16 protein-coding genes are annotated in these 17,437 nt (G+C 28.9%); 6 read left to right on the top strand and 10 right to left on the bottom strand.

The window, feature by feature from the left end; all coding sequences use genetic code 11:
• Nucleotides 1-94 precede the first annotated feature (94 nt).
• Together IC174_RS04855 and IC174_RS04850 are read left to right on the top strand one after the other, a co-directional pair.
• Complete coding sequence (locus IC174_RS04855; RefSeq protein WP_227434300.1) at nt 95-889, top strand: M55 family metallopeptidase; 795 nt, start codon at nt 95-97, stop codon at nt 887-889.
• A gap of 22 nt (nt 890-911) precedes the next feature.
• Nucleotides 912-1,355 (top strand): regulatory YrvL family protein, encoded by a 444-nt coding sequence (locus IC174_RS04850; protein ID WP_227434299.1) that lies wholly within the window; start codon nt 912-914, stop codon nt 1,353-1,355.
• Between the two features lie 78 nt (nt 1,356-1,433).
• Here IC174_RS04850 and IC174_RS04845 read toward each other — a convergent pair whose 3' ends face one another.
• Together IC174_RS04845 and IC174_RS04840 are read right to left on the bottom strand one after the other, a co-directional pair.
• Entirely contained in the window at nt 1,434-2,720 is a 1,287-nt protein-coding gene (locus IC174_RS04845; protein WP_227482275.1) for a Gfo/Idh/MocA family protein, read from the bottom strand.
• A gap of 186 nt (nt 2,721-2,906) precedes the next feature.
• On the bottom strand, nt 2,907-3,806 hold the full coding sequence (locus IC174_RS04840; protein ID WP_227482274.1) for a DMT family transporter: 900 nt from the start codon (nt 3,804-3,806) through the stop codon (nt 2,907-2,909).
• A gap of 301 nt (nt 3,807-4,107) precedes the next feature.
• Here IC174_RS04840 and IC174_RS04835 point away from each other — a divergent pair, with 301 nt between their 5' ends.
• Nucleotides 4,108-4,452, top strand: a complete 345-nt coding sequence (locus tag IC174_RS04835; RefSeq protein WP_227434296.1) for a RidA family protein — start codon at nt 4,108-4,110, stop codon at nt 4,450-4,452.
• A gap of 96 nt (nt 4,453-4,548) precedes the next feature.
• Here IC174_RS04835 and IC174_RS04830 read toward each other — a convergent pair whose 3' ends face one another.
• The 3 genes from IC174_RS04830 to IC174_RS04820 are packed head-to-tail and all read right to left on the bottom strand — an operon-like array spanning nt 4,549 to nt 8,906.
• The gene (locus tag IC174_RS04830) at nt 4,549-6,645 is read right to left on the bottom strand and encodes a CocE/NonD family hydrolase (RefSeq protein ID WP_227482273.1); all 2,097 of its coding nucleotides are present in this window, start codon (nt 6,643-6,645) and stop codon (nt 4,549-4,551) included.
• 13 nt (nt 6,646-6,658) lie between these two features.
• A complete protein-coding gene (locus tag IC174_RS04825) occupies nt 6,659-7,819 on the bottom strand; it encodes a DUF819 domain-containing protein (RefSeq protein ID WP_227434294.1) in 1,161 nt (386 codons plus the stop codon).
• A 19-nt stretch (nt 7,820-7,838) separates the two neighbouring features.
• Nucleotides 7,839-8,906 (bottom strand): mandelate racemase/muconate lactonizing enzyme family protein, encoded by a 1,068-nt coding sequence (locus IC174_RS04820; protein WP_227482272.1) that lies wholly within the window; start codon nt 8,904-8,906, stop codon nt 7,839-7,841.
• Between the two features lie 340 nt (nt 8,907-9,246).
• Between IC174_RS04820 and IC174_RS04815 the strand changes: the two genes are divergently transcribed.
• A complete protein-coding gene (locus tag IC174_RS04815) occupies nt 9,247-9,813 on the top strand; it encodes a helix-turn-helix domain-containing protein (RefSeq protein WP_227434292.1) in 567 nt (188 codons plus the stop codon).
• 202 nt (nt 9,814-10,015) lie between these two features.
• Here IC174_RS04815 and IC174_RS04810 read toward each other — a convergent pair whose 3' ends face one another.
• From IC174_RS04810 to IC174_RS04795, 4 genes are read right to left on the bottom strand one after another with little or no spacing between them, the layout of a single operon-like run.
• A complete protein-coding gene (locus tag IC174_RS04810) occupies nt 10,016-11,002 on the bottom strand; it encodes a biotin-dependent carboxyltransferase family protein (RefSeq protein ID WP_227482271.1) in 987 nt (328 codons plus the stop codon).
• 29 nt (nt 11,003-11,031) lie between these two features.
• Nucleotides 11,032-11,727 carry a 5-oxoprolinase subunit PxpB gene (pxpB, locus tag IC174_RS04805; RefSeq protein WP_227434290.1) on the bottom strand — a complete coding sequence of 232 codons (696 nt, stop codon included), beginning with the start codon at nt 11,725-11,727 and terminating at the stop codon, nt 11,032-11,034.
• Between the two features lie 19 nt (nt 11,728-11,746).
• Complete coding sequence (locus IC174_RS04800; RefSeq protein ID WP_227434289.1) at nt 11,747-12,967, bottom strand: NRAMP family divalent metal transporter; 1,221 nt, start codon at nt 12,965-12,967, stop codon at nt 11,747-11,749.
• 28 nt (nt 12,968-12,995) lie between these two features.
• The gene (locus IC174_RS04795) at nt 12,996-13,787 is read right to left on the bottom strand and encodes a LamB/YcsF family protein (protein WP_227434288.1); all 792 of its coding nucleotides are present in this window, start codon (nt 13,785-13,787) and stop codon (nt 12,996-12,998) included.
• Nucleotides 13,788-14,372: 585 nt separating this feature from the next.
• Here IC174_RS04795 and IC174_RS04790 point away from each other — a divergent pair.
• A complete protein-coding gene (locus IC174_RS04790) occupies nt 14,373-15,002 on the top strand; it encodes a TrkA C-terminal domain-containing protein (RefSeq protein WP_227434287.1) in 630 nt (209 codons plus the stop codon).
• A gap of 113 nt (nt 15,003-15,115) precedes the next feature.
• Here the strand turns inward: IC174_RS04790 and glpK are convergent, their stop codons facing one another.
• On the bottom strand, nt 15,116-16,630 hold the full coding sequence (gene glpK / locus IC174_RS04785) for a glycerol kinase GlpK (RefSeq protein WP_227434286.1): 1,515 nt from the start codon (nt 16,628-16,630) through the stop codon (nt 15,116-15,118).
• Nucleotides 16,631-16,890: 260 nt separating this feature from the next.
• On the opposite strand from glpK, the gene IC174_RS04780 reads away from it, so the two are divergent.
• Nucleotides 16,891-17,433, top strand: coding sequence for a TetR/AcrR family transcriptional regulator (locus IC174_RS04780; RefSeq protein ID WP_227434285.1), 543 nt, complete (start codon nt 16,891-16,893; stop codon nt 17,431-17,433).
• The last annotated feature ends 4 nt before the right edge of the window (nt 17,434-17,437 follow it).

Raw genomic sequence — 17,437 nt, 5'->3', positions numbered from 1 at the left:
ATAATGAGAAATAATATTTTTCTACCTCTTATTAATTGTATGTTTACTGTTATCTGTTATTATCATTAATAATAAATTTAAGGGGGCTTATATTATGAAGTTATATTTAAGTGCCGATATAGAAGGTACTTGTGGCATTGTAAATTGGGATGAAACAAAGCTTGAATGTGAATTTTCACAACACTATAGAACACAAATGAGCAAAGAAATAGCAGCTGCATGTAATGGAGCTACTCAGTCTGGTATGCATGAAATACTTGTTAAAGATGCACATGATAGTGGTAGAAATATTAATCCAGATATTTTACCTGAAAATGTCAAAATCCTTAGAGGATGGACTAAAGACCCACTAGTTATGATGGCTGGTATTGATAAAAGTTTTGATGCATGTGTATTTACTGGCTATCATTCTGGAGCTACTTGTAATGGGAATCCACTTTCTCATACTATGGATATTGACTATGACTATTTTAAAATAAATGATGAAATAGCATCTGAATTTACTATAAATGCTTATGCTGCTGCATACTATAATGTTCCTGTAGCATTTTTAAGTGGAGATGAAATGCTTTGTGAAAGTGCAAAAAAACTAAACCCAAATATAATCACTGTTCCTGTTTCAAAGGGAATTGGAAATGGCTCAATTTCAATCCACCCAAATCTTGCACTAAAAAAAATAGAAGAAGGTGTTCAAGAATCTTTATCTGGAAATTTATCTAGACACTTAATAAAATTACCAAACAAATTTAAAATTGAAATAAAGTTTAGAGAACATTACAAGGCTTTTAAAGCTTCTTTTTACCCAAGTATGAAAAAAATAGATTCTCAAACAATACTATTTGAAACAGAAGATTATTATGAATTTTTAAGAATGTTGTTATTTATATAAATTTCATGTTATACATAAGGAGTTGATTAAGATAAGTAATAAAAGAAGGATTCCTTTAGGCGAATTTATTTCTGTATTTTTATTTTTTGCTGTTTTTTTTGGTATAACTTTTTGTATTTTCACTGTTATAGGAATTGGCTTCTTATCATTCTTAGGTTTTGAATATAAATCTCTTGGGTCTGTACTAATTTTCTTTTTAATATATTTTTGTATAACTACCCCAATTGATTTTCTATGCACTACCATTTTAGATATATTTAGATATGTAAACAAATTGCCGTATTCAATTTATAAATTTTGCGAATTTATAATTGATTTTATACTGACTTTTTTAGCTATGAACATAATTGATACATTTATGGATTCAATAATGATTCCTTTAAGTACAGAAATTTTATTTGCCTTACTTTCTTATCTCTTATCTGAATGCATGGATTTTTTTGATAAAGATAAGAAAAAATCTTAATAAAAAGATAGATTACTTAATAGACGATTTATATATCCCTATTATCTAATCTATCTTTATTTGTGTAATCTTTTATATTTAAAATATAGTTTCTTCTATTTCTTTAGTCATCTTTATAGCATCATCAAAAAATTTATCTATATGCACCACTTCATCACTCAATCTTGAATACTCTGCTGCAAACGCCATTACATGACTTTCTATAGCATCTTTTGCTGCTGCTCTTCCTTTTTCTAAGTCTTTATTTAAAACTAATTTAATAAATTCAGTTATGAGATTTCTATCATATTCTTCTACCATATCTTTCTTATTTGATGGATTTATAACTACTTCTTCATTTTTTCCAAATTCTTTAATTCTTATCTCATTTTTATTTAAATCTCCACCAACTTCTCCATGACTAAACATCATCTTTATAGTTCTTCCATTTTCTTTAGTAAATGCACATAAATTAAAAGTAGCAGTTACTCCATTTTCAAATTGTAATATATTTACCATGTTATCTACAACATTATTATCACATCTGTAAACACATCTTCCATATGGACTTGTCTCAAGTATCTTTAAAAGATTCTCTTTTGTAGGATTTATATGCACAGCTCTATTTATATTTCTGTCATTTTCTAAGTAAATTTGTTTTGCAGAATATGGACATTTCTTTTCTACCAAACATTGAAGGCAATTCTGTGCCATTTCTCCCCCAGCATTTTCATTATTAAGATGCTTTAAACTTCCAAATGCAGAGATTTTTTTACATCTACTACCTACCAAATATAATAGAATATCCATATCATGACAACTCTTCGCCAAAATCAAAGGGCTTGTCTCATTACTATTTCTCCAATTCCCTCTAGTAAAACTATGAGCAAAATGCCAATAGCCTATATTCTCATTATATTGTATACTAACTAATTCTCCTAATTTTTTACTTTCTACAATTTCTCTTAATTTATTGTAAAATGGAGAATATCTAAGTACATGACAAATCATAAAAATCTTATCTTTATACTTCTCACATAGGTCATTTATATGTACTAATCCATCTAAACTATTAGACATTGGTTTTTCCAATAATATATGATAACCTTTTTGAAGAGCTAAACTTGCTACATCATAATGTCTATCATCATTTGTAGCTATTATGACTGCATCTGCCATTTTATCCTGTTTAAAGAATTCTTCTAGACTTTCAAATACATTTTTGCTATTTAAGTTATACTTCTGTGCAAATAATTCACGTCTTCCTTTTTTTGGCTCTGCTACAGCAACTATCTCACATGTATCAGAATTTTCATAAATATATGGAGCATATGCATATGTACCTCTATTGCCTGCTCCAACCACAGCAACTTTTACTTTTTCCATACTTTAAATTATCCCCTTTATATTATTCTACTACTTTATTATATTCTATTTTTAAATATATTTGGATATTTTTGATAAAAGAAACAGCAGTTATAGTTTTTTACTTGTAACTGCTGTTTTAATTTAATATTCTATTCTTTTTTAACATAATATTATTTATTTTTAATGTAAACTTTAATACTATTTTTATTTATTTTGCTTATCAATTTCTTTTTCTAGCTTGTCTAATTTTTTATTGTATAAAAACATATAAAATGCTGCTGAAAAGACTATCACATATCCTACAACACTTAGCATATCTGGATAAACATTAAACAAGAATATACTCAAGATTGCTGAAAATATTATATTACTATAGTCAAATATAGAAATTTCTTTGGCTGGCGCATACTTATATGCTAAAGTTATACCAAATTGACCTAAACTTGCAAATACTCCACCTAGTAATAAATATACAAGTTGCATAAGAGTCATTGGTTCATACACTGCAAAAGCTATTGGTCCTACAGTAACTAATGAAAAAACTGAAAAGAAAAACACAATTGTATAATAATCTTCTCTATCTCCAAGAATTCTTAAACAAGTATATGCCATTGCTGCAAATACAGCTCCTGCAACTCCTCCTAGATATGGAATTACTTCAACACTAAATGTTGGTTTTATTATAAATAAAGCTCCTATAAATGCAATTATAATTGCCCCTATCTGCTTTATGTTTATTTTTTCTTTTAGAATAATTGCACAAAATATAACTACGAGAAAAGGACTCATTTTATTTAGCATATTAGCATCTGAAAGCATCAACTTATCAATTGCATAATAGTTAAATATAACCCCTAAAGTTCCAAAAATTGACCTATATAAAAGAACTTTCATATTTTCTTTTTTACCTGTTAAACTTCCTTTATGTTTTATGATTAGCCAAAACGCTATTATAGCCGATACCAAGTTTCTAAAAAATACTTTTTGAAAACTTGGTAAATCGCCTGCCAGTTTTACAAATGCAGACATCATTGCAAAACCAAGAGCTGATGCTATTATAAACATTATACCTTTTATTCGATTTGATTTGATTGTACTACTCATATTTACCTCTTTTCTATACAAATACATAAACCTATATTTAAAAACTACTTAAAAAACTAAAATTTCTAAATTAAATAATAATTATCTAAATATTCCAATTTATACTATAATTAAAAGTATAAATTATGTCAAGTAACTAATAAATCTTTTCAATTAATAACAATAATAATTATAAGTAAAAAGTTATATCTTTTTATAGATTATTCGCCAAATATATACTATAATTTTATATAGTATAGACTTTTTTTAATTTATTATTTAGATTTTTAGTGGATTTTTTAATTATGGAGGTATTTAAAATATGGAAATAAAAAGATATGAAGGAACTGGAAGAATGAGTAGAGCTGTAGTTCACAACAATACAGTTTATTTATGTGGACAAACTCATGCTGAAGGAGGAGTAGTTGAGCAAACTACTGAAGTTTTAAATAAAATAGAAGATTTATTAAACAAATATGGTTCAGACAAACAACATTTACTATCTGTTACCATTTATTTAAGAGATATGAAGGACTTTGAAGCTATGAACTCTGTATGGGATGCTTGGGTTGAAAAAGGATTTGAACCTGCTAGAGCTTGTGTTGAAGCTAGACTTGCTAGAGAACACTTATTAGTTGAAATGAGCGTTGTTGCTGCTACAAAATAATTGTTTTAAATTTAATAAGCAAATATAATTACTTTAACCTATAAGGAGATATAGTATTGATTAATACTACATCTCCTTATTATTTAATTCATCAATTTAATTGTTTTCTATTGGCAATATCAACCTAGATGGATATTTTCCTCCATGATAAATTGCATTTTTTGCTTTTATATACTCAATACTATTATAACTATCTTCAGTGTTACTATTTTGGAATATAAAGTTTTTCGCACTAGATGTTATATCTAACCTAATTCTATGCCCAGTTTTAAATGTATTTGATATTTTTGAAGTTGTTATTGTAAACTTATAAATTTCTCCTTCTTCCATAAATTCTGACTTGTAAAAACTATTTCTGAATCTAGCACTTAGTATACCATCAGCTAATTTAATTGAGTTTCCATCTAAATCCACATCCATAATTTTTATAACCCAATCAGTATCTTTTGCCGAACTTGATGCAAAAAATTCCAACTTTATATCACCTGTTATAGTAAATTCTTCACTAAAAGCATCTGATGTGTAGCACAACATATCACTTCTTTTCTCCAAATCTTTATAATTATTTGGAACTCCCACTTCATTTTCTGACATATCAATCAACTGTATTGAAGGGTCTTTTGGATTATATATGTAACTATCATAATTTTCTTTTGAACATTCTTCAAAAGATAGTTTTCCATCTCCTAAAGATGTATTAGCATTTCCACCACTTATTAAATAGATACTTTTATCTATTTTATTTGCTATTGGCCAATTATCTGCCATCTTCCATTCATTCGAACCTACTGAATAATACTCTATTGGAGCAGTCTTATCTATATCATTTTCTACTCCTTTTAAGTATTTATCAAACCATAATAGATAGTTATAGTCTACATCATACCTCAATGAATTATCTCCAAAAGGAATATCATTTATATCCCTTATCGTGTTTGAATTATGCATCCATGGACCTAATATAGCCTTTCTCTTTCCTCTTTCATAATTTTTTATTACATCCAAAGCTTCTGTAGTACCCATACCATTATCATCATACCATCCAGATATGACTAATGCAGGCACATTTATTTTATCTTTTTTTAGATGCCAATCCATCCTATCCCAATATTCATCCTTTTCTACTCTTTTTATCCACTCTTCTAAAAATTCTATTCTATATCCAAGTGCTTCAATAGGTATATTTTGTATCGGTCTTATATTTAAAACATCATCCCAGTCATCTCTTAGCATTTTACTTCTATCAACTTTATTTCTTGATACCATAAATGCCCATGCAAGCATTCCAGATACAAAAGCTCCACCTTTTCTTGGTATGTCAATAAAAGGACTACCTGCTGTAACTATACTAATTAAAGCTTTTAGATGTTTGTTTCCTGAAGATGCAGCTGCCCATTGAACATAACCAAGATATGAGGCTCCCATCATTCCAACAACTTCATTTGACCAGTCTTGTGCTACTATCCAATTTATAGTACTATCTCCATCTTCTCTTTCATAAATCATAGGCTCCCACTTACCTTCTGATTCATTTCTTCCCCTGACATCTTGTATTACAACAGCATATCCCCTTTGTACATACTTATAATATATTTCTTTGTCATTTTCTTTTCCATATGGAGTTCTCATAAGAATTGTAGGTACTTTTTTAGTAGAGTCTTCAAACTTAGGAAGATATACATCTGTAGAAAGTTTTATTCCATCTTTCATATCAATCATATAATTTCCATCAAATTTTATAGGATATATCGCTTCATTTTTATGTGTTTTATTCCACTCTTTTAATATCGTATAATCCTCATATTCATCCATAATTAGTATAGTACAAGTTTCCCTGGACAAGCATATAAAACCAACTATTTTATTATCCAAAACAATTACATCTAAAGGAAATTTTTTATTTCTTTGAACCCAGATATAGTCATTAAACTTAGAATATGTTTCTCCTAACTCATTTACAACCATACTTTTATCTGTGTTTATTAAGCTATTACTATAAACATTAAAGTTTTCAAATAAGAAGTTTAAATCTATTTTTGTAAGATTTAAATAATATATTCCTTCATCTTTATTCATAGGTTTTATTTCTTCTATTTCATTTGTAAAAGGATTTAATTTTTCAATAAGTAATGTTTCATCAAATACTACATTACCACTATACAAACCAGATATATATAACTTAAACTTTTTCAATAAAATTCACCTCCTAGAGACCAAGAACCATTTTTATTGCATATGCCACCGATATACCTGCATAATTTCCTAATACTCCACCAATTACCCCCATCACTACAGCTACACTTACAAGCGAATTCCATTTTGCTGAAGCGGCTACTAAAGCTGACGTTGGACCATCAGCAATTGCTCCAACTATAGAAAGTATTACATATTGATACTTTATCTTTAACATTCTAGTTACAAATAGATGGAAGACAAATGAAGCAAAGATTATGCTAAAGCAATAAAATGTTATAGTAAAAGTTGAACCTAAAAATTCTTTTATATCTACTGAAAATCCTATTGTACATAAAAAGAATAATGCAACAAACAATCCTAAATCTAAATTCCCCTTTAATTTTTTTACTGGTTTTAATTGAGCAATTATAATTGAAATTGTTGTAACTAAAAGAATTCTTGCTGCACTGCTAAAGCTTGAACTAAAATATCCTGAAAGAATTGTTGCAACCTCTGTAACAACAAAGCCTATAGCCAGCATCCAAGCGATATCTTTTATGCTCCACTCTTTTGATTCCATAAATTCTTCATTCTGGCAATCTTCTAACTCTGATTCTTCTAAATGATATGGCCAAAACTTTTGAAACTTCTTAGAATTTTTTAATATTGCTGGAAGTGCAAACATAAATATTAATGTTGGAACTCCAATTACATAATCAGCTGCATTCGCTGCTGCTAGAGTTTGTCTACTTACATTAAGACCTGTTCCAATAGCTGTAAGATTAGCACTTCCTCCAGTATATGTACCTACAAACATCCCTGCAACTTTCCATCCTTCTGATATTTCACCTGCAAATACCAATCCAAATAAAAACGCCATTATACTTACTGTCAATACTGCCACAAAAATTGCTATTAAAGGCTCTCTTGATAGCTTTGTCATTTCTTTTAAATCAACACTCATCAACATTATAGTCATAGAAACTGGTATAGCATATGTAGAAATAGTTCCATACAATTCTGTACTTACTGGAACTACCTTTAAATTTGAAAGTATTATTCCCATTATGATTATTGTAAGTGCTGGTCCTAGACTCTTAGTTACTTTATATTTTTGTAAGTAAAATCCAAATGCAACCATAGCTGTCATTATTGCAAGTATACTACCTGTACTTGAAAAAAGTGTATTCATATTTAACCCCCTAATTTCATCATAAGTTTACTTCTATTCCTAAACCTGGTTTGTCGATAAGATTCATAATATCTCCATCCATTTCAAATCCTCCAGATATACTTTCTAACTCTTCACAAAACATAAAACTATCAAGGTCAGCTTCTGTTATATTCTTCTTAGATGCTATTAAATTTGCGGCTGCTGTTATACCAATCCTTGTCTCAAGCATACATCCTAACATACAATTAACCCCACTTGCTTCAGCTATATTATTGATTTTTATTGCAGGGTAAATTCCACCAGATTTCATTAACTTGATATTAAATGTATCAACTGCATTTTTCTTTATAGCTTTAATTGCATCTATTGGTGAATGTAATGACTCATCTATCATAATCTTAGTATTACTCTTATTTCTTATGTAAGCAGTTCCATCTAAATCCCAATGTGGAAGTGCTTGTTCAATCGCATCAACGCCAAATTCTTCTAGTTTTTTGATAGTATTTATGCTACTATTTACATTCCAGCCTTGATTTGCATCTATTCTAATTCTTATATTATCTCCAACAGCTTCTCTAATTAATTTTACAGCTTCAATATCTTCTTCAGGTCTTATTCCAGCTTTAAGTTTCAATATTCTAAAACCTTCTCTAACTCTTCCCAGTGCTTCTTCTGCCATTTTCTCTGGTTTATCTATACCTATAGTTATATCTGTTTGAATTTTGTTATCATATCCTCCAAGAACTTTATAAAGAGGTACATTCATAATTTTACCTTTAAGGTCATACAAAGCTATATCAATTGCTGCTTTGGCAGAAGTATTACCTATTATGATTCCATCCATAATTGTATGTATAGTTTCAATATCTAATGGGTCTTTACCTATAAGTTCCTTTTTAAACATGATTAATATAGAAATTACAGTATCTAAAACTTCACCTGTAACTGCTGCAAGAGGAGCAGCTTCTCCAAATCCACAGTAACCTTCATCAGTCTCAATTTTTAAGATTATGCTCTCTCCATATTCAATTGTTCCAAACGAAACTACAACAGGCTTTCTTAATTTGATTCTTAATTTTTCAAATTTAATATCTGTTATTTTCATGTTAACCTCCTCATTTTTGAAGTAATAATTTAATTTTTTTATTTTTATACTTCAAATTATATTATTACTTCAATACATCTGTCAATATAATTTACTGAAAATTTAATTTTTTCTAAAATATCCTACAATAATACCTTTAAAATTAATAATCCTATATTAAATTTTTCTGCATTATATTGATTCATCAACAAATTATTTTTATAAGATTTTATTTGCACCTCACTAATTGCTAATTCTTAAAATCTTCCATTCATCTTTCTTGCTACTACTTCTATGTTATGCTATAATTACTTTGTTTTAATCGAATATTTTGTATAAATTTTATTATTTGGAGGTTCTTATGCTAGGGGAAAAGATGAGAAATATAAGAAAAAACAAGAAAAAAACACTAAGTGATGTTTCCAAATTGACAGACTTATCTATAAGTTATATATCTCAAATCGAAAGAGATGCTATTGAACCATCCCTGTCTTCATTAAGAAAAATCGCTGAAGTTTTAGATACTCCTTTATATATGTTTATGGATGATAATAACACGGATGATTTAGTCATCAGAAAAGAAGATAGAGTTATGATGAAGTTTCCAAAAAGTGAAATGTTTTATGAGATAGTATCTCCAATGCCAACAGCTGATTTTGCACCTTCAATCTTATTTTTAGAATTTGAACTTAAACCAGAAAGTGAAGATACTAAAGACTATATCTCTCATGCATCAGAAGAAGTGGTTGTATTGACAAGTGGTATAGTTGATATTTGTATAGGTGAAAATATAGTAAGATTAAATCCTGGGGATTCAACATTTATAAAAGCTAATACTCCTCATAAAATTATCAATCCAAGTAAAGATAAACCAGCTCGTGGATATGGTGTTATATCACCTCCCATTTGGCCAATAAAGTCCAAGTAAATATCTACAATACAATTGTTTAATATGTAAAATGTTTTAATACATAAAACCAAAACGTAAGCTCTTTTAAAATTAATGTATTTACTCAAATAAAAATAGCTATTTGACTAATTCAAACCATTTTAATAATGGCAAATAGTAAATAGCTATTTCTAAATTGTACTTTAAATTGTAACAAAAATTAATATTAATTAAATTTAAATTAAACCGCTATATCGTTTAATACTTTGGCTTTAACAACTCTTATATTTTTCATACTTTTATATATATCTTGAATCTTATCTTCTTGTTCTTTCAATAATCTATGAGCTTCATATATATCTACAAACTCAAACTTTACTACATCATTTGGCTTTGATTGTGCTAACTTACACAAATCTACACTTATAACATTTCCTATTTTAGTATAACCACCACTAGTTTGTCTATCTGATAACATTATGATAGGTTTCCCGTGTCCAGGTACTTGTATAGCTCCATAAGAAATACCATCAGATATAATATCTGCTCCATTAATATGCTTTATACTATCTCCTTCTAATCTACAACCCATTCTATCTATTTCATTTGTAACTTTATATTCATTTAATAGAAATTTTTCTACTTCCTCTTTAGAAAAAGCATCAAATTGAGGTCCTTTTACAATTCTTAGTACTATTTCTGAACTATAATTTGGAATGTATTTTGAATTTAATTTTTTGTTTATTGTAAAATCTTTTTCTTGAGCAAAAGTATTTATATAATCACCTTTTTTAAGTGCTCTACCTTCAAATCCACCAATCTTAGCTCTTGTATAAGTTGATTTACTTCCCATTGCAAGTGGAACATCTATTCCACCAGCTATTGATACATATGCCCTAGCCCCTGAGTTTACACCTCTAAATGATAATATGTCACCAGGATTTATTTGATATGACCTCCAATTTTGAATCTCTTTTCCATTTATTCTAGCTCCTAAATCTCCACCAGTTACTGCTATTTGTGTATATTCATCAAAGGTAATTGTAGGACCTAACATTAGAACCTCCAAAGAAGCTTCATCTTCAGAGTTTCCAACTAATATATTTCCCACTCTATGTGCATATTCGTCCATTGCTCCACACCCAGATACACCATATTGTCCATATCCAACTCTACCTCTGTCTTGTATTAATGTTTGGAAACCTCCTAATTCTACTTTAAATCCCATATATACCACTCCCTGTATTATCACTATTTTTAAACACTTAAATTATTTTTTTCAATTTCTATAAATTCATCTAAAGTTATTGGAACAAACTTTATAAAATCTCCAGCTCGAAGTAAAATTTGTTCTTCTCTATTTTCGTCATATAGTTTTAAAGGTGTTCTACCAATTATTTGCCATCCACCAGGGCTATCTATAGGATATACACCTGTCTGAGAACCAGCTATTCCCACACTTCCACCATAAATTTTAGTTCTTGGTACTTCTAATCTAGGTGTAGCTATTCTTTCATCCATTCCACCTAAATATGGAAATCCAGGAGTAAATCCCAACATATATATTAAATACTCTCTGTCTGTGTGTATATTTATGACTTCATCTACAGTCAGATTATTGTAACTTGCAACAGTTTCAATATCTATACCAAATACCTTATCGTAACATACTGGAATTTCATGTATTTTAGGTTTTGGCAGCTCTATACTTTCTAAATTATTTTCTATTTTTTTTAAGCTTTCAATTAAACTATCAAAATCTATTTTCAAGGGATTGTAGCTTATCATAAGTGACCTATATGTTGGCACCATTTCTGTAACAATACCTTTAAGATTTGATATTTCTATCGCTCTCATAAACGAAATTACTTTTTTATTTATATCTTCCGATATTTCATTTCCAAATTCAGCAACTACTGCTTTGTCTCCTGATAGCAAGTATCTAGTTTCCATAAATGTCACCTCTTTTAAATTAAGCAAATAAAGTACTCAGGCTACTAAGAGAAGTTATCCCTGCATAAGCAGATATTAAAACTACTATTAATCCAAATATCAAAAGCCATGTAGGATGTTTATAATCACCAACAATATCTTTTCTCTTAGATGCTATAAGCATTATTCCTAAAGTTATTGGAAGTATTAAACCATTTAAAGCTCCTGCTAAAATTAATAAAGTTGCTGGCTTTCCTATAAACGCCATTATAAGTGTTGATATAGCTATAAATGCTATTATAAAATACTTTTCATTTTTTGCTATGAAAGGATTTAGCGTCTTTAAGAAAGAAACTGATGTATAAGCAGCTCCTATAACTGATGTAATTGCAGCAGACCATAATACAAGCCCAAAGAATTTATATCCTATCGCTCCTGCACTAAATTTAAAAGCTGAAGCTGCTGGATTTTCTGGGTCAAGTTGAATCCCTTTTGAAACCACTGCTAATATTGCTAAAAATAAAAGTACCCTCATCATAGTTGCAACTAATATCCCTAAAAGAGATGATTTAGTTATTTCTTTTATATTTTCTTCACCTGTTATTCCACCATCTATTAATCTATGTCCTCCAGCGAATGTTATATATCCTCCAACACTTCCTCCAAGTAGAGTTATTATCGGAAATATCAGTGTCTTTGGATTTTCTGGTTTTACCATTCTATAAACTGCTTCTCCAACAGGAGGATGATTTGATATTGCTACATATCCAACTATAATTATCATACCTAATGCTAAAAACTTAGTTATCTTATCTACTAAAGAATTTGAATTTTTTGACATAAATACAAATATTGCTATTAATCCACTTAATACAGTTCCTAATGTCATATTCATATTAAACATTACATTCATACCAAGTGCAGCTCCACCAACATTTCCTATATTAAAAGCTAATCCACCAAGGCCTACTAAAAAAGCTACAAGGTAACCTAAGCCAGGTACTATTTTATTTGCTATATCTTGACCTCTAAGACCTGATACACCAATTACTCTCCATACATTCACTTGAGCTCCTATAAAAAGGATAGTTGTAATTAGTACTACAAATGAAAAACTTGGCCCAAAATCTTGAGTAAACTGCGCTGTCTGAGTTAAAAATCCTGGCCCAATTGCTGATGTTGCCATTATAAATGCGGCCCCTATAAGTGCCCCAACGTCTTTTTTACCTTTTTCGTTATCTGTAATATTTTTTGTACTCATATTTTATTTCCCCCTCATATTATCAGTCTTACAATGTGTCCTCTGATGAACAAACTTCCATATTTTCTAATGGACAAACCTCTATACTTTCTAATTCAAAACGTTTTCTTATTTCTTTAACAAACTCTATTGCTTTTGGATTGTCTCCATGCACACATATAGAGTCCGCTTTAATATGTATAATTTCGCCAGTTATAGTTTCCACTGTTCCTTCTTTTACCATCTTAACAACTCTATCTATTGCAGTTTTTGTATCATGTATAACGGCTCCCTCTACATTTCTTGGAACCAAAAATCCGTTGCTATCATAGGCTCTATCTGCAAATACTTCATTTGCAAACTTAAGTCCAACCTCTTTAGCTGAATTTATCATTTCACTATTATATAACCCTAACAATGTAATATCTTTATTAACTTCATATATAGCTTCACAAATCGCCATAGCTAAATTTTTATCTTTTGCAGCCATATTATATAAAGCTCCATGTGGCTTTACATGCTGTATATTACATTCATTTGAAGTTGCAAATGCCATTAATGCTCCTAATTGATACTTTGTATAATCTTTAGCTTCTTGTTTTGTTATTTTCATCTCACGTCTTCCAAATCCTATTAAATCTAAAAACCCTGGATGTGCTCCTATTTTAACTCCATTTTCTTTAGCGAGTTTTACTGTTTTATCCATATGGCTAGGATCTCCTGCATGAAATCCACAGGCTATATTAGCTGATGAAATATATTTTAAGACTTCTTCATCTAAACCAATCTTATATGTTCCAAAACTTTCTCCTAAATCGCTATTTAAATCTACTTTATACAATTTATGACCCCCCTTGCTAACATTTTGATAGAATAAGTAGTTTTAATTTTTAAATTTTGTTTATTATATATATTGCATGAAATATTTTATTACTTGTATGCAATCTATTTTTTCAACTATTTTAATACATTTAATTAATATAATTTTACCATTTAAGGAATTTTTTTGCAATTAATTTAAATCGACATTCATTTGTACTTCTTTTTCAAAAACATTTTTCCCATTTTTTAGTTAATAATTAATTATTTATAGATGAATTATAGCTTTTAACTTTCATTTTTAAAGCATTTTTCAATTTTAATAACTTTGTATGCAAGACAGAAGTGTTTTTTTTCATTCATTTGTTTATTTCATCTATATAATTATCTATTTTTGTCCATAGAATGTCTCTACATTCCCTTAAATACTTCATTTCATACTTTGAATGGAAAAATTTAAATATGTATACTAAATGCATGTTAAAATATTATTTTAAAAAGACGACAATATTTGTACATAATGTAGACATATAAATTTATAAATTATACAATAGTATTATTAAGATTATATATTTTTTAACATAAATTTTATATTGGAGGAAAAACAATGGAAAAAAACTATACTATGCCGATATACCAAAAGATAGCTTTGGATATTGCAAATAAAATATATACAGGTGAAATACAGGAAGATTCAGTATTGTTTGGACGCTCTGTTTTGGCTGGTAAATACAATGTATCACCAGAAACTATAAGAAGAGCTGTTAAAATTTTAGAAGATATTGGCGTTGTTAAAAGCATAAAAGGTAAAGGTGTTATTGTACTATCACCAGACAAAGCTTCTTCTTTTATAAAAAAATATAGAGACATTACAAATATATCATCATATAAATCAACACTTTACAATTTAATAGATACTAAATCAAATCTAGAAAATGAAATCTTAGATACTATAAATAAAATTATAGATTATTCTAATAGACTAGAAATAATAAACCCCTTAGTGCCCGTTCAGTTCACAATAAATTCTAATTGTAAGTACATTGGCCAAACAGCTGCACAAACTAAGTTTTGGCAAAATACAGGAGCTACAATTGTTGCAATCAAAAGAGGTGAGGAACTTATAATCTCTCCTGGTCCATATATTGAATTTTTAGAGGGAGATATTCTTTTGGTTGTTGGAGACCAGCATATTTATAATTCTATACCAATGTTTTTATACGAAAATGAAAAATAGACTATACTATTTGGTTACAACTATGCAGAAATATAAATTTGAGAATAAAAAAGTAAAAATAAAAAAGTAGAGCTTTACAAAGCCCTACTTTTAAGTTTAAACACATCTAACCTTTAAATTTCTGACTCATCTTCTTTTTCCCAACTTAAAGCTCTTGATACAGCTTTCTTCCAACCTTTATATAATCGACGTCTCTTCTCTTCACCCATATTTGGATTAAACTCTTTTTCGACTGACCATTTTGATGTAATTTCATTTCTTCCAATATAGAATCCTACACACAATCCTGCTAAATAAGCAGCCCCCAAAGCTGTAGTTTCTACTATTTTAGGCCTATCTATATCTACATTTAGTATATCTGACTGGAATTGCATTAAGAAATTATTATTACTGGCTCCTCCATCAACCTTTAATGACTTTAATTTTAATTTTGAATCATGTTGCATTGCTTCTAATACATCCTTTGTTTGGTATGCAATTGATTCCAATGTCGCTCTAATTATATGCTCTTTTTTTGCACCTCTTGTAAGACCCAATATTGAACCTCTAGCATACATATCCCAATATGGAGCACCAAGACCTGTAAATGCAGGTACTACATACACACCATTAGTATCTTCTACTCTATTTGCATAAAATTCACTGTCGCTTGCAGATTCAATCATTTTAAGTTCATCTCTAAGCCATTGGATAGATGCTCCACCAATAAATATACTTCCTTCTAATGCATAAGTTACTTTTCCATCAACACCCCAAGCAATCGTTGTAAGCAAACCATGTTTAGATTTAACTATATTGCTACCCGTGTTCATAAGTAAGAAGCAACCTGTTCCATAAGTATTCTTTGCAGTACCTTCTTCAATACAATGTTGACCAAATAAGGCTGCTTGCTGGTCTCCTGCACATCCAGCAATAGGTATTTTAGCCCCTGATAACATACGCTCATCTGTATGCCCATAGACATAGCTAGAAGGTTTTACTACTGGCAACATACTTATTGGTATATCTAATTCTCGTAATATATCTTTATCCCATTCTAAGTTATTTATATTGTACATCATTGTTCTAGATGCATTTGAATAATCTGTTATATGTACTTTCCCACGTGTTAAGTTCCATATTAACCATGTATCTATAGTACCAAATAACAATTCGCCTTGTTCTGCTTTTTCTTTAGCACCTTCTACATTATCTAGTATCCACTTTATCTTTGTTGCTGAAAAATATGCATCTATCAAAAGACCAGTTTTTTCCTTTATTGATTCCTCTAATCCTTTACTTTTGAGTACATCACAGATTTCTGATGTTCTTCTACATTGCCATACTATCGCGTTATAAATCGGTTTCCCAGTATACCTACTCCAAACAATGGTCGTCTCTCTTTGATTAGTTATACCTATTGAAGCAATTTCTTCTGGTCTTATACCTGCTGTTTCTATTACCTCTCTCATTACCCCACTTTGTGAACCCCATATTTCCATAGGGTCATGTTCTACCCAGCCAGCTTTTGGATAAATCTGTTTAAATTCCTTTTGCGCAATTTTTACTATTTCGCCTTTTTTATTAAATAATATAGCTCTTGAACTAGTTGTCCCTTGGTCTAGTGCCATTACATATTTCTTTTCCATTATTTTATTCTCCTTATCATATAATAATATTATTAACTTATTAAAAAGAAAAATCTAATATTACATAATTTTAGTACATATTACTGCTTAAATATAAAAAATATAAATCTAATTAGATTAAATACTTATATAATAAGGCATCTATTTTACGCCATATCTATATATTAATATTATACATTATAGCTTGCATATTGATTAATAAATTTTAAAGGTTTATAATAAACAGTATTCATAATAATTTTAATGAAAGAGGTGGTCATATGCCTAAGATTTTAGAAAATGTAAAGGAAGATATACTAAAAGTGTCTCGAGATATGATTTTGGAAGAAGATTACTCAAATATTAGCATAAGAAAAATAGCCCAAAGGTGTGGTATAAGTGCAGGTACAGTGTATAATTACTTCAAATCAAAACAAGAAATAATAGAATATATTATAAAATCAGAATGGGATTTATTGATAAGGCGAATTGAATACTCTAATAAAAATAGTAATAATTACATTGAAAAACTAAATATTATCTTTACAGAAATAAGAAATTTTATAAACAAAGTTCATAATATTCAATATGACGATTTTTTAGATACTTTTGAAATGAAAAGATTTATCGAAATGAAAAAACAAAAAAATGATTTTCATGAGCAACTTTCAAATAAAGTATATGAAGCTTTACAACAAGAAGATTTCTTTAATAATGATAAATTAGTATGTAATATCATAATCAAAATGTTTTTTTCATACTCAACCTATCTTCATATAGAATTTGAAGATTTAAATCCGTATATTGAAAAATTAATACATTAAGGTG

The sequence above is a fragment of the Clostridioides sp. ES-S-0001-03 genome, from assembly GCF_020676075.1.
Taxonomy (GTDB): domain Bacteria; phylum Bacillota; class Clostridia; order Peptostreptococcales; family Peptostreptococcaceae; genus Clostridioides.
The sequence above is the reverse complement of the archived record's forward strand: the minus strand, read 5'-3'. Positions and strand labels throughout refer to the sequence as shown.

Excerpts from the sequence above, each read along its gene's own strand:
- IC174_RS04855 (WP_227434300.1), top strand. The coding sequence starts at position 95 with ATGAAGTTATATTTAAGTGCCGATATAGAAGGTACTTGTGGCATTGTA.
- IC174_RS04845 (WP_227482275.1), bottom strand. The coding sequence starts at position 2,720 with ATGGAAAAAGTAAAAGTTGCTGTGGTTGGAGCAGGCAATAGAGGTACA.
- IC174_RS04840 (WP_227482274.1), bottom strand. The coding sequence starts at position 3,806 with ATGAGTAGTACAATCAAATCAAATCGAATAAAAGGTATAATGTTTATA.
- IC174_RS04835 (WP_227434296.1), top strand. The coding sequence starts at position 4,108 with ATGGAAATAAAAAGATATGAAGGAACTGGAAGAATGAGTAGAGCTGTA.
- IC174_RS04825 (WP_227434294.1), bottom strand. The coding sequence starts at position 7,819 with ATGAATACACTTTTTTCAAGTACAGGTAGTATACTTGCAATAATGACA.
- IC174_RS04820 (WP_227482272.1), bottom strand. The coding sequence starts at position 8,906 with ATGAAAATAACAGATATTAAATTTGAAAAATTAAGAATCAAATTAAGA.
- IC174_RS04815 (WP_227434292.1), top strand. The coding sequence starts at position 9,247 with ATGCTAGGGGAAAAGATGAGAAATATAAGAAAAAACAAGAAAAAAACA.
- IC174_RS04810 (WP_227482271.1), bottom strand. The coding sequence starts at position 11,002 with ATGGGATTTAAAGTAGAATTAGGAGGTTTCCAAACATTAATACAAGAC.
- pxpB (WP_227434290.1), bottom strand. The coding sequence starts at position 11,727 with ATGGAAACTAGATACTTGCTATCAGGAGACAAAGCAGTAGTTGCTGAA.
- IC174_RS04800 (WP_227434289.1), bottom strand. The coding sequence starts at position 12,967 with ATGAGTACAAAAAATATTACAGATAACGAAAAAGGTAAAAAAGACGTT.
- IC174_RS04790 (WP_227434287.1), top strand. The coding sequence starts at position 14,373 with ATGGAAAAAAACTATACTATGCCGATATACCAAAAGATAGCTTTGGAT.
- glpK (WP_227434286.1), bottom strand. The coding sequence starts at position 16,630 with ATGGAAAAGAAATATGTAATGGCACTAGACCAAGGGACAACTAGTTCA.
- IC174_RS04780 (WP_227434285.1), top strand. The coding sequence starts at position 16,891 with ATGCCTAAGATTTTAGAAAATGTAAAGGAAGATATACTAAAAGTGTCT.